Origin of the sequence: Halomonas sp. LC1 (assembly GCF_030247125.1) — a bacterium.
In the GTDB taxonomy this organism is placed as follows: domain Bacteria; phylum Pseudomonadota; class Gammaproteobacteria; order Pseudomonadales; family Halomonadaceae; genus Vreelandella.
On the sequence record NZ_JASSPG010000001.1, the window covers coordinates 217828 to 230315 of the forward strand.

General features: G+C 60.9%; 14 protein-coding genes. 8 read left to right on the plus strand and 6 right to left on the minus strand.

Annotated features, from left to right (window positions below; all coding sequences use genetic code 11):
* Nucleotides 1-52 precede the first annotated feature (52 nt).
* On the minus strand, nt 53-331 hold the full coding sequence (locus tag QIT27_RS01010; protein WP_159341565.1) for a hypothetical protein: 279 nt from the start codon (nt 329-331) through the stop codon (nt 53-55).
* A 176-nt stretch (nt 332-507) separates the two neighbouring features.
* On the opposite strand from QIT27_RS01010, the gene QIT27_RS01015 reads away from it, so the two are divergent.
* Nucleotides 508-990 (plus strand): FKBP-type peptidyl-prolyl cis-trans isomerase, encoded by a 483-nt coding sequence (locus tag QIT27_RS01015; RefSeq protein ID WP_159341564.1) that lies wholly within the window; start codon nt 508-510, stop codon nt 988-990.
* Between the two features lie 60 nt (nt 991-1050).
* Here QIT27_RS01015 and nikR read toward each other — a convergent pair whose 3' ends face one another.
* A complete protein-coding gene (gene nikR, locus QIT27_RS01020) occupies nt 1051-1452 on the minus strand; it encodes a nickel-responsive transcriptional regulator NikR (protein ID WP_159341563.1) in 402 nt (133 codons plus the stop codon).
* A 104-nt stretch (nt 1453-1556) separates the two neighbouring features.
* On the opposite strand from nikR, the gene QIT27_RS01025 reads away from it, so the two are divergent.
* From QIT27_RS01025 to QIT27_RS01045, 5 genes are read left to right on the plus strand one after another with little or no spacing between them, the layout of a single operon-like run.
* Nucleotides 1557-3140: an ABC transporter substrate-binding protein gene (locus QIT27_RS01025; RefSeq protein WP_159341562.1), complete on the plus strand. Its 1584-nt coding sequence runs from the start codon at nt 1557-1559 to the stop codon at nt 3138-3140.
* Nucleotides 3131-4117 carry an ABC transporter permease gene (locus tag QIT27_RS01030; protein ID WP_159341561.1) on the plus strand — a complete coding sequence of 329 codons (987 nt, stop codon included), beginning with the start codon at nt 3131-3133 and terminating at the stop codon, nt 4115-4117. Before QIT27_RS01025 ends, QIT27_RS01030 begins: the two co-directional genes overlap by 10 nt.
* On the plus strand, nt 4110-4913 hold the full coding sequence (locus tag QIT27_RS01035) for an ABC transporter permease (protein ID WP_159341560.1): 804 nt from the start codon (nt 4110-4112) through the stop codon (nt 4911-4913). The genes QIT27_RS01030 and QIT27_RS01035 overlap by 8 nt, the downstream gene beginning before the upstream one ends.
* Nucleotides 4914-4936: 23 nt before the next feature.
* Complete coding sequence (locus QIT27_RS01040; protein WP_159341559.1) at nt 4937-5758, plus strand: ATP-binding cassette domain-containing protein; 822 nt, start codon at nt 4937-4939, stop codon at nt 5756-5758.
* The gene (locus QIT27_RS01045) at nt 5751-6377 is read left to right on the plus strand and encodes an ABC transporter ATP-binding protein (protein ID WP_159341558.1); all 627 of its coding nucleotides are present in this window, start codon (nt 5751-5753) and stop codon (nt 6375-6377) included. The genes QIT27_RS01040 and QIT27_RS01045 overlap by 8 nt, the downstream gene beginning before the upstream one ends.
* On the opposite strand, the gene QIT27_RS01050 is transcribed toward QIT27_RS01045, so the two are convergent.
* From QIT27_RS01050 to QIT27_RS01065, 4 genes are all read right to left on the minus strand, one after another.
* A complete protein-coding gene (locus tag QIT27_RS01050) occupies nt 6351-7532 on the minus strand; it encodes an MFS transporter (RefSeq protein WP_285262623.1) in 1182 nt (393 codons plus the stop codon). The two genes, QIT27_RS01045 and QIT27_RS01050, sit on opposite strands and share 27 nt — an antisense overlap.
* Nucleotides 7533-7569: 37 nt before the next feature.
* Entirely contained in the window at nt 7570-8205 is a 636-nt protein-coding gene (locus QIT27_RS01055; RefSeq protein WP_159341556.1) for an NlpC/P60 family protein, read from the minus strand.
* Nucleotides 8206-8311: 106 nt separating this feature from the next.
* Nucleotides 8312-10777, minus strand: a complete 2466-nt coding sequence (locus QIT27_RS01060; protein WP_159341555.1) for a DUF1266 domain-containing protein — start codon at nt 10775-10777, stop codon at nt 8312-8314.
* A gap of 183 nt (nt 10778-10960) precedes the next feature.
* Complete coding sequence (locus QIT27_RS01065; RefSeq protein WP_139525453.1) at nt 10961-11203, minus strand: GlsB/YeaQ/YmgE family stress response membrane protein; 243 nt, start codon at nt 11201-11203, stop codon at nt 10961-10963.
* Between the two features lie 129 nt (nt 11204-11332).
* On the opposite strand from QIT27_RS01065, the gene QIT27_RS01070 reads away from it, so the two are divergent.
* Together QIT27_RS01070 and QIT27_RS01075 are read left to right on the plus strand one after the other, a co-directional pair.
* The gene (locus QIT27_RS01070; protein WP_285262624.1) at nt 11333-12202 is read left to right on the plus strand and encodes a D-hexose-6-phosphate mutarotase; all 870 of its coding nucleotides are present in this window, start codon (nt 11333-11335) and stop codon (nt 12200-12202) included.
* A gap of 58 nt (nt 12203-12260) precedes the next feature.
* Nucleotides 12261-12452, plus strand: coding sequence for a hypothetical protein (locus QIT27_RS01075; protein WP_058576924.1), 192 nt, complete (start codon nt 12261-12263; stop codon nt 12450-12452).
* The last annotated feature ends 36 nt before the right edge of the window (nt 12453-12488 follow it).

The following is a 12488-nucleotide window of genomic DNA, read 5'->3' on the forward strand; positions in this document are numbered from 1 at the left end:
TTAGGTATCAATCAACGCACGTCTAGGCAAAGAACGTCTAGGGCATGACCACTCAGTGCGCCATGCTGCTTGCCCAGTTGGCGAGTTTTACGATGATCAAGCCAATCACGGCCAGCAAAATCGCTACCAGCAGCACGTCCACCGGGCGAATCAGCGTCGTCGCACCCAGCACGGCCAATGCAGCGACCCACAGGTAACGGTTATCACCGTGGCTTTTCAATACCTCGGGCAGCATTTTGTCCAGCCCCTGGCTAACGCCGCTTTCCCAACGCTTGTTGGCAAAATATGCAATCAGCACGAAGGCGACAACCCAAATCAAGAAGATGGTCATAACGGACTCCAGTGAGTGTATGGCAGGTGAAAAAATGATGGATGTAGGGTATCCCTGCACACCCCCAGGCGCAATAGCGCTAAAGGCGTGGGGGTGGAAAAACCCCGCTTACCCCCTGACAAGCCGCTCCACACGCGTTACCATGTTGGGACATGCACTCACCGAAAGGTTAATCAATGCAAATTGCGCAAAACTCGGTTGTCGCGTTCCACTACACCCTGACCAACGATGCAGGTGAGGTGCTAGACAGTTCCGAAGGCCGCGAGCCTCTGACGTATCTCCACGGCGCGGGCAACATCATCCCGGGCTTGGAAAAAGAGCTTGAAGGCCGCGCTGCTGGCGACAAACTGAACGTCAAAGTTGCCCCGGAAGAGGGTTACGGCGAAGTTCAGGAACAGCTGATGCAAGAAGTGCCGCGCGATGCGTTCCAAGGCGTCGAGAGCATCGAGCCGGGCATGCAGTTCCAAGCGCAAACTCAAGGCGGCCCGTTGATGGTTACCGTCAAGAAAGTCGAAGGCGACACCGTCGTTGTAGATGGCAACCATCCGCTGGCGGGTCAGCACCTCAACTTTGACGTTGAGATCGCGACCGTTCGTGAAGCAAGCCAGGAAGAAGTCGAGCACGGCCACGTGCACGGCGAAGGTGGCGTCGAGCACTAAACAGCTCGAAGCGATCAAGGGGCGGCCACTGGGCCGCCCTTTTTTGTGGGCGATAGGGTGCTAGTCGTTCGGAATCAGCACGAGCTGACCGTAGCGTACGCTACGCGATGACGTCACTTCATCGGAAAACTGCTTTAGTGCGCTCCCCTGCCCCTTCAATAGTGCCACTTCCAGGCAGCTATCGTGGTTGATGTGCACATGCAGCGTCGAGAGCGTTAAGTCGTGGTGATCGTGGGAGTGGCGGGTCAACCGTTTGGAAAGATCCCGCGCCGCGTGGTCGTATACATACACCAGCGCGCCCATGCACGGGGCTTCGGGCGCAACCTGCTCTTTGGCCTGCGTCAACCCACTGCGCGTGAGATCACGAATCGCCTCTGAGCGATTTTGATAGCCGCGCAGCGCCATCAACGCATCGACCTCGCCTAACAGCTCCTCATCCAGCGTTACCGTTACCCGCTGCATACCCTCTCCTTCGCCGGTCTCTCATGGTGCATCGCCGCAACTTCCAGCGCTGTTAGTATGATGTTATTGTGAAAACATCATACTAACAGCCTAAAAGGTGACTCATGCGTCGCACTATCATACTGGCTCTGGCGGCCACATGCGTAGCACTAAGCACGCCAGCGTGGGCCAAAGACCAGTTAGTGCTCGCCATAGGCGGCGAACCGGAGCAGGGGTTCGACCCACTGCTCGGCTGGGGCCAGTACGGTAACCCGCTCTTTCAATCCACCCTGCTCAACCGAGGGCCGGATTTAACGCCCCAGCCAGGACTCGCCGCGACATGGTCGCTGTCGGACGATCATTTGACCTGGCGGCTCACGCTACGCACGGATGCCCGGTTTTCCGATAACACGCCGCTAACCGCAGAGGACGTTGCCTTCACGTTTAGTGCCGCCGCCAAAGCAGGCGGCAGAGCCGATCTCAGCGCCTTAGCGAGCGCCCGGGCCGTAGATGGCAATACCGTCGAACTGACTCTCAAGGCACCGCGCATTACGTTTATCGACCAGTTGATGACGCTGGGAATCGTTCCCCACGCCGAGCGAGACAATGGCTATGACGACGGGTACGGCAGACAGCCGCTGGGATCGGGCCCTTACCGGTTAGTCGAGTGGCAGGAGGGTGAGCAACTGATCGTAGAGCGCAACCCCTATTTTTACGGCCCTGCGCCGATCTTCGAGCGGCTAGTGTTCCTCTTCACCGATGAAGCTGCGACGCTCAGCGCCGCCCACGCGGGTCAGGTCGACCTGGCCGCCATCCCCCCGGCTCTGGCTGAGAACATTCCCGATCCGATGCGGCGGGTCATCATGGAGAGTGTCGATAACCGAGGCATTCTGTTTCCCATGCAACCAGACGAGGGCCAGCACGCCACCAACGGCGCCCCGATGGGGAATGACGTCACGTCCGACCTCGCCATTCGCCAAGCGATCAATCTCGCACTCGATCGGGAAACGCTTGTGGACGTAGCGCTGAACGGCTTTGGGCGACCTGCGTTTGGCCCTGCTGATGGCCTACCCTGGAGTCATGGGGATGAGCAACTCGCCACCCCTAACCTAGCCCGCGCGAACGCCCTACTGGACGAGGCGGGTTGGAAGCGCAAACAGGACGACGGGCTACGTTATAAAAACGGCCAACCGGCCCGCTTTCGTCTTACCTATCCCAGCAGCGACACCACCCGCCAACAGCTCGCTCAGGTGAGTGCCGAGATGGTGCGGCCGCTCGGCATCGAGATGCAGCCCACCGGCCGCCACTGGGACGAAATTCAACGGGAAGCCCTCCATCAAGATGCCATCGTGTTTGGTTTTGGCAGCCAAAGCCCTCAGGAGGTGTACTACCTCTTTCACAGTGCTCACGCCGGGGTCGGCTTCTATAACAGTGGCTACTACGCTAATGAGACGGTCGACCAACACCTGGAGGCAGCCCAAGCGGCGGCTAGCGCCGAAGACGCCTACCGGCACTGGCAAGCGGCCCAGTGGGACGGCACTACGGGCTATGGCGTACAGGGCGACACGAGCTGGGCGTGGATGGTCAATCTCGCTCACGTGTACGCCACCAACCGCTGCCTGGACCTTGGCGACCTGGGCGTTGCCCCGCACGGCCACGGCTGGCCGGTGACCGCCAATCTGCTCGAGTGGCGCTGGACGTGCGATTAGCGGTATGGCTCGCACACCGCCTTCTGCGGCTGATGCTCGTTCTGCTGTGCGTGGCCGCAGTGTCGTTTGGGTTGATGATGCTTTCCCCCATCGACCCGGTGGATGCCTACCTGGGCCCACAAATGGCTCAGGTCAGCCCAGAACAGCGGGCGCTGATTGCCGAGCGCTGGGGGTTTGACGCCTCACCAGCCGTGCAGTTTCGCCACTGGCTGCAGCAGTTGCTTAGCGGTGAGCTGGGCTGGAGTCATATCTACCATCAGCCGGTCAGCGATGTCATCGGCCAACGCGTTCATCGCTCGTTTCTCCTGCTGGGTGGCGCTTGGCTGCTCTCTCTTGCGTTGGGCATCTTGCTCGGCATCGCGGCTGGGAGCAACGAGGGCTCCTGGCTGGATCGTCTGATTAGCGGCTACGCCTACCTCACCGCGTCGACACCCACGTTTTGGCTTGCCATGCTGGCACTGCTGCTTTTTTCGGTCACGCTGGGGTGGACGCCTACCTGCTGCGCAGGGCCAACCGGCGTGCTGAGTCAAGAGGTCACGCTACTCACACGCCTTCATCACTTGCTGCTGCCTACCCTTACGCTGGCACTATTAGGTGTCGCGACCCTCACTCTTCACACGCGCGCCAAGATGGTGGCGTTCATGCGTTCAGACACTGCCCTTCACGCCTTTGCCCAAGGCGCTAGCCGTGTCGATATCGCCTGGCGCCACGGCCTGCGCCACGCCAGCCTTCCCGCGATTACTCTGGCGTTTGCTTCACTGGGCGAACTGTTTGGCGGTTCGCTCTTGGTCGAACATGTCTTTGCTTACCCAGGTCTTGGGCAAGCCACCGTCGCGGCAGGATTACGCAGCGACGTGCCGCTGCTGCTCGCCATATCGCTTTTCACCGCCCTCTTCGTCAGCGTAGGGAATCTGGCGGCCGATGGGCTCTCTCGATTGACCGACCCGCGGACTCGGCGGAGCCATACCAATGAGTAGCAAGCCGCGTTTGATCGCGGCAGGCTATGCCGCTTTACTGGCCCTGCTCGCCCTACTGCTACTTGGCAGCACCGCTTGGCTCGGGGATAGCCCGACACGGATGCAGTTCGCGGCGCGACTGCTGCCACCCAGCCCCGAGCACTGGCTAGGCACCGATGCCCTCGGGCGTGAGGTTTGGGCGCGAACCCTGGCGGGGCTTGCCTTGAGTTTTCAGGTAGGGTTGAGCGCTGCCTTGCTGGGCACGCTGGTTGCGTTGAGTCTCGCCAGTCTTGCCATGCTGTCCCCCCTGCTGGATGCGTTAGTGAGCCTGCTGATCGATACGCTATTGAGCGTGCCACACCTGCTGCTACTGCTACTGATTGCCTTTGCGCTGGGCGGCGGCACGGAGGCGGTCATCATCGCCGTGGCGCTGACCCACTGGCCGAGCCTTGCCCGCGTACTCAGAGCCGAGCTACGCCACGTTCACCATGCACCCTACGTGGCCATCTCCCGGGGGCTGGGTAAAGGTCAAGGGTTCATCATCAGCCGTCATTTGCTGCCTCATGTGCTACCCCACTGCCTCGTGGGCGCGCTTCTCCTCTTTCCCCACGCCATTTTGCACGAGGCCGCCCTGACCTTTTTAGGCGTCGGCCTCGACCCGACGCAACCCGCCATCGGCGTTTTACTCGCAGACGCGATGCGCTACCTGACCGGCGGCTACTGGTGGCTGGGGGTATTTCCAGGGCTGGGGTTACTGCTCATGGTGTTGGCGATTGGACGCTTCGCCTCGATGCTGCGCGAAGTGCTAGCGCGCTAGCGATTGTGACCAAGGAGTTTGCCATGTTGACCATCGACCGTCTGACCGTGCAGCTGCCTCACTACCCACGCTGGTGGCGGCGAGAGTGGACCTCCTGCATTGACTCACTGTCACTCCACTTACAAACGGGCGACGTGCATGCTGTCGTGGGGGCCTCCGGGGCAGGGAAAAGCCTATTGGCCTACGCCATTTTAGGGCTTCTGCCCCAACCGGCACGGGTCACCGGCGACGTGTTCTTCCAGGGGGAGAAACTGACACCGACCCGCCAGAAACGGCTGCGAGGCCATCAGTTGGCGCTCATTCCTCAGTCGTTGAACGCGCTTGACCCGCTCGCCCGCAGCCAGCATCAGGTGCGCTGGGCGGCCCAACGAGCAGGGCTCAGTCGCCCTGACGCTCAGCAGCGCGCCGATGGGCTACTGCGCCGCTACCAGCTCGACCACGCGGCGACTCACTACCCCCACGAGCTATCAGGCGGCATGGCGCGCCGAGTGCTCATCGCCATGGCCCAGGCGGGCAGCGCACGCTTGGTGATTGCCGATGAACCCAGCGTGGGTCTGGACCCCATCCAGCGCGATCGTGTGCTGGCAGCGCTCAAGGCGTTGGCGCGAGAAGACAAAACGGTGCTGCTAATTACCCACGACCTGCGCCATGCGCTCACCGTGGCTGATAAGGTCACCGTTATGCGCCAAGGCCAAGCGCTGGAAACCGCACCTGCGCAGGCTTTCCAAGGCCAGGGCGAACAGCTGACGAATGACTATGCTCGGGCACTCTGGCAGGCGCTACCGGATAACGCGTTCACCACATACGCCTCCCCACCTCAGCCCATGGAGCCAACGCTTGCTTGACGCCCATCAGCTATCGTTTCACTTTTCGCCACGCCAGCCGCTACTGGAGAAGGTCTCGCTACACCTGGCCCCTGGAGAGTGGCTCGGACTCAGCGGCGACTCAGGCGCAGGGAAATCGACGCTGGGCAAGCTGTTGGCAGGCCAGCTCACGCCCCATCAAGGCAGCGTGTGGGTAGATGGCTCGCCGCTGCCCAGACGTGGGCTACGCCCGGTGCAGTGGCTGCCGCAATCGCCGGAGCTGGCGGTCAATCCGCGCTGGCGGGTCGGTCAAATCCTCAAAGAAGCCTGGACGCCGCCCAGTGACCTGATGGCGGCATTTGGCATCGAGCCCGAATGGCTGACACGCTTTCCCAATGCTCTCTCGGGCGGGCAGCTACAGCGCGTGTGCGTGCTGCGCGCCCTCGCCCCTGGCGTGCGTTACGTGGTGGCCGATGAAATATCCACCATGCTGGATCCCATCTCCCAGCTAACGCTCTGGCAAGCACTCGACGGATACGCCAAGCGCCATGCCCTTGGCATCATCGTCATCAGTCATGATGCAGCGCTGCTCGACCGGCTATGCCACCGGCGCTACCACTTGGCCCACGGCCGATTAGGCACGACGCTCGAAGCGCCATAACCCCAGACAGATCAACAGAGTAACGCTCAGCAGCAGCCATGAGCCGATGGCCACCCCCTGCCACTGCGACCAACGCCAGAACGGCTCTAGCCAGAAACCGCCAATGCTCGCCCCCAGGTAGTAAAACACCAAATAGAGCGCCGAGGCGCTGCCTCGCGCCCCTCGGGCATAGCGCCCCACCCAGCTAGACGCCAACGAGTGGGCCATGAAAAAGCCGAAAGCGTTAATGGTCAAACCGAGAATGATGAGCGCCAGCGAGTCCGCCAGAGTAATGGCGGTGCCTAGCATGAGAATCACGATGCCCGCACTCATGCAGCTGGCGGGGGAAAAGCGCCCTGCCAACTTGCCTGACACTGTCGAGCCAAAGGTACCGCCTAGGTAGGTGAGAAAGATCAGTCCCAGGCCGCTCGCCGCCAGTTGATACGGCGCCTCCGCCAATCGAAAGGTGATGTAGCTATATTGATTGATAAAAATCAGGAAGTTGATACCGCCCAAACAATAGGCAGCGAGCAGCACGGGGGAACGCAGATGCCCCAACAGATCCGTCACTGCATCGCGCAGGTGAAAGCGTTTAGGCACGAAGGCTTGGCTATTGGGTAGCAACCGCCAAAAGAGCACACAGCCGACGACCGTCATGGCCCCTACCGAGAGAAACGCCGCCGTCGGCCCACCGATCGCCGCTGCCCCACCGCCCACGATACGCCCGCTGATCCCGCCTAGTGAGTTGGCGCCGATGTAGAGCCCCACGGCGCTCAGCAAGGCGGTTTTATCGAACTCGTCGCCCATCCAGGCAATCGCCACGGCGGGCAAGCCGCCAAGCACGAAACCCTGCAGCAAACGCAGTACCAGTAAACTTTCGAAGGTCGGTGCAAAGGCTAGGGCAAGCGACAGCCCGCCGGCCAAAAGAAGGGTGATGCGCATGATGCCTTCACGGCCAATCGCATCGGAGAGCGGTCCAAACACCAGCAGTGCCAGGGCCAACGAAAGGGTCGACACCGACATCAGCAAACTGACGCCCAGTGTCGACACCCCGTAGGTCTCTTTGAGGCCCGGCAACAACGGTTGTGGCACGTACAGATTGATGAATACCAGGAACGACCCTAAACATAGAGCCGCCGTCGCGCGCCACCAGGCGCGCGTTTTTGCTTCAATCATGTCCTTTCCAACAGTAACCGACGCCGCCAGCGCGCATTTACGGCAGGAAGCGACTGCTTAGCTGGGCAAGGTTGGTCGGCTCCAAGGCACGACGCGACTGCCAGTAATAGCGCCGCCAATAGCTATTGTCCAAGCTGGAAATAATCACGCCTTTCGACGTGGACGCATGGAGGAAATAGCCATTTCCGACGTAAATGCCCACATGGTTGTAGCGTCCGGGTGGGCGGAAGAAGACCAGATCGCCCGCCTGCAGCTCTTGGCGGTCGATCGGGCGTCCCTCATGCACTTGATCGTAGGTAGAACGGGGTAGCTCAACATCAAAGGTATCGCGGAACACGTTTCTGACCAGGGCCGAGCAGTCGATACCACGTTCGGTGGTGCCACCAATGCGATAAGGCGTTCCCGCCCACCGCTGGTGCTGCTCTAACAGCGCTTGGCGCACCACTGTTGGTGGTGGCGTCTGCAAACTGCGAAGATGCGCATCAATCGGGTCAACGGGCGACATTTTAGGATCGGCTCCCTCCATGCCCGGAAGCGACATCGAGAAATAATCCTCGGGGGCTTCCATGCCCTGGCGCGAGGCGGAGCCTGCACAGCCAGCTAACAAAGCAACGACGACACAAACACTCACAACACGGACAGCGGTCACAGCGGGGTGTGGCGACGCAACCATGCGATTAACCTCGTGACAGAATGAAAAATGGAAAAGACCCAAGCATGAGAAAACTCATTTTTTACAAACTCTGGACTATAAGCCAGTTATCCTATGCTTGGCGAGTCTAATGTAAGATTCGCTGATCCCCGGGCAACGTATCGATATGCAGCGGCGCGAAATGGCGCGGCTTGTTGCCGGGAAAATCCAGGCTCGCCCAGGGGCCGGCAAGCACCGGCGCACCGCACAGCCACGCCACCAGCGCTTGACGAAACCCGGCCAAGAAACTCTCTCGCTCAGGCGTTTCGCCCATGAAAAACGAGAAGCCGGCGTACATGCCTGCCGCATACTCCTGCCAACCAGCGTAGTGGTCTGCCGCCAACTGGTAGGCGCGGTCGAGCACGTTCGCAAACGCTGGCTTGTCGAGCCAACCTAGCTGCCGTGCCGCAATGGCAAGATCCACGAGTTGGGCAATATCCCAGGCGGCCATGTCAACGTCATTACAACCATCTTCGTTGGTGCTCACTCGGCGCAGACGCAGCAAGTGGTGACGCTCCTCTTCGCCGCAGTCGCCGGACTCCAATATGGCGATTTCCGCCGCCAACCGCTCCGGGTTCAGCGTGTAGGGCGCGTAGTTGATCTGATATTCCTGACGGTCCCCAGCTTCCAACATGAAGGTCAAAAATTCCTGCATGTCGTCGGCACTGGTCAGGTGGTAGTGGCTCTCGACCCATTCGCGAATGTCGGCGCACTCGCGCGGACTTTCCAACTGCGGCTCGCTCCACACCGCGCTGTTCAGCGGCCCTACCAGCGACATCGCCGTGAAGTGAGTCAACGTTGGCCGCTCACCCGGCTCGCACCAAGCATCGGGGCGCCAATCCAACCAATGGAACAGGCTGCCTGGGTCTTCCAGATGCCACGCGATTTCATTGATCAACGAGTCATGCTCGGGCTCGGGCAGGCAGCTCTCCCAGGCAAACCAGGCCTCTAGCAGGCGCTTGGGCGTGGCATAAAAACGGCACAGGCAGCTTCGCAGAGCGCTGGCGTGCTGCATGAGCGGTTCGCGCTCGAACAGGCCGCTGTCGAGCGCCATGTGCAGGTAGAACGCAAACTTCTCGGCCATGTGAATCGTGGCGGCGTGACGACTGACTCCTTTCACCGCGTTACGCTGTTTTAGCTCATCAGGCGTGGGCTGGCCAAAGCGCGTTTGCGATGGAGGCAGTACGCCATGCACAGCATCTGCCGCGAGCTGGTTGAGGTGGTGCGCCTGAGCAGGAAGCCAGTAGCGCGCCAGCACCTGGTGACCTTCATCCGCATGCAGGCCAAGCGAATCCTGAAGGTAAACAGCGGCATCCGCGCGGCGCTGCTCGGCTATCGGGGCCGAGGGATTGAGTTGACGCAGCATGACATCCGGCTCGCGTACGCCAGCCAGGGCGAGCAGCCAATGGTGAGCCGTGTTGCGCCAGGCCTTGATACGCGTACGCGAGGCTTGCCGCGTCGGCTCGTCCAAAAGTGCAGCCAGCGAGTGCTTCCAGGGACTATGGGCAGCGTGCATTAACAGCTTGTGGCGGGCGCTGGGTGTCATCCCCCGCCGATCGACGCCCTCGAAGAGGCTTTGCCCGCGCAGGTAGGCTTTCAGCACTGCGTGCCAGTCGTGGTAACGGCGCCCCACGAGATCAGCCGCATGGGCCGCTAGGTCGTCCGCTTCCGCCTGGCTTAGCCAGCCACAGCAGGCACCGGCCCAGGCGAGCTCCACTAGCCGCAGCCAGTCCCAGGCGGCCCACTCCAACGGCTCGCCCTGATTGACGAACGTCGTGAGCACCGGTGCGTAGGGAGCATCGTTTACTGCCCCCCGCTGCCACTCTTGACGCTGCGCGTGATCCATGGTCAGAAGCTCGCGGGCTTCGATATCCCAGCGCTGACGTTCACCTTGAGCGCTTAGCCAGAGCATCACTTCCAGTAGCTGCTCACGGTCGTAAATCTGCCAGATACGCTCCAACCACTGAGTGGCGTCGGGCCAGTCGGCAGCGCTGGCCGGATAGCACACCAGGGGGCGAAACAGAGCACCTAGCCGCCAAGGCTGCGCTTCGGCGGGCTGCGGCCATAGCGATGTGGGAGCGTCGCGCTGGGCAAGCGCGGCATCCAGCGACTGCCAGGTCACCCCCTCCCCCTCGCTCTCCAGGTTGGACAGCGCTTGGCAAGCGTCGATGAAGCGGTCGTCGGCACCGGTTTCCCAACCTTTGGCCCCCAGCGCGCGACGTAGATCCGACAGCCACGCTCGCTGATCGCTGTAGTCCGACGTGATGCGTCGTATGAGATGGTGTGCCCAGTTCGTCGCCTGCGCTTGGCTCAACCAGCCCGCCGCGCCCGCCAGAGCGGCCCACTCCAGCGCACCCAGCAGCTGATCGGCACTGCCTGACGGTGCGCCCAGTGAAAAAAACAGCTGATCCGCCAACGCGCCACGATCGGCAATACCCAGCTGCAGCAAGCGCTGTTCAGCCGCTACCGCATCCACCGCCAGTGGGTGCGGTGTAAAAGCCCAGTCACACAGCACCAGCTGTTGGGCCCACCAGGTATTTAGTGCGTCGACCAAAAGACACCTCGAACAAGAAGCAGAAAGCGATCAATGAAAACCGTACAAAATAAAGCAGCCTGATAAGGCTGCCCAAAGACGCATAGTGTAACGGAAACTATTGCCAAGACCGATAGCAGCCGCACAAAACAGCGCTGCCCGGCACAAAGGCCGGGCAGCGGGTACCACTTAGGGGGAGAAGCGCTAAGCGCTTTTGACTTTACTGATCACCCATAACAAGACCACCGCCCCCACGGTCGCCGTCACCAGCGAACCGATGAAGCCGCCCGCCTGCAGCCCCAGCAGACTAAACAGGAAGCCACCTACGAGGGCGCCGACCACCCCCACACCGATGTTACCGAGTACGCCAAAACCGCCGCCACGCATGATGTTGCCAGCGATCCAGCCAGCTAAACCACCAATGATTAACCACGCAATAAAGCCCATACTACCTCCTTGGTTTCACTCAGCTTGGGGTTTTACCTTCAAACTATTCTTCCACCTATGCTTGTCCTACCATAGCACACGGCGCTACTGTTCTGCCCATTTGTTGCCTTTGCCCACAAGGATTCCCTTATGATTCCCGACTCCCTTAAACAGCTACTTAGCCACGTTGATGGCCATCAACGGGCCCATTGGGAAGGCCGTGACGTCGCGCTCTTCAACATGGCCTGGGGGGAAATGGCGATCAGCCTACAGGGCGCTCAAGTGCTGCACTTCCAGCCAGCAGACGACACCGGCTGGCTGTGGGTGACGCCAACGCCGCAGGCGCTGCCGGGCGCGATCCGTGGCGGCATCCCGCTCTGCTGGCCCTGGTTTGCCGACGAGCGCTACGCCGATGAGAGCCCTGAGCGTAACGGCCCCTTCCATGGGCTTGCCCGCCACGCCATGTGGCGTCTGGACGCCGTTGACGACCACGCCGAAGGCATCGAAGTGCACCTGTCACCGGAAGAGCGCTTACATAGCCAGCTCACCGCCCGCGTGGTCATTCAAGCCAACGCCCAGCGGTTAAACGTTGAGATCATCAGCGAAAACATTGGCGATGCCCCGATCAAAACCAGCGGCGCACTGCATACCTATCTGGCCGTTAATGAGACGCATCAATGCCGCTTAGAGGGCCTCGCGGGTGCGCGCTATTTGGATAAGCTGCGTGACTTTGCTGAATCTGAGCAACAGGGCACGCTGGCGATTCGTGGCCCCGTCGACCGTATTTATCATACCAATGAAGCGGTGCTGCTCAACGACGGCCAGCGCACGCTGCGCATCGGCAAGCAGTCCAGCGACTCCACGGTGGTCTGGCACCCGGATAGCGGCCTGCCCAGCGACACGCCCGCCGACGCAGCCAAACACTTTTTATGCGTCGAGGCCGCCAATACGCGCCTTGACCCCGTTTGGTTGGTACCCGGGGCACAGCACCTTCTAGGGACGACAATAAGCCGCGGTTAATGATCGGTTCATTGAGGCTTTGCTATGATCAAGCCATTGATATCCCCAAGGAGCGACGATGGATCCACAGCAATGGCTGGAAGCAGCCACGCTTGCCTTTAACCTGATCGGTATGGTGGTGTGCTTGGTTGGCTTAACGCTTGCACAAAAAATGCAGCGCCGCTGGCCCGGCTATAGCCTCGCGGTCGTCGGTTTTATCATTGCGACCCTGCCCATGCTCTCCCAGCTTGTCTTGATGTGGCAGCGTTAACGCTCGACTACCTTGCCAAGATGCCCCACCCGATGA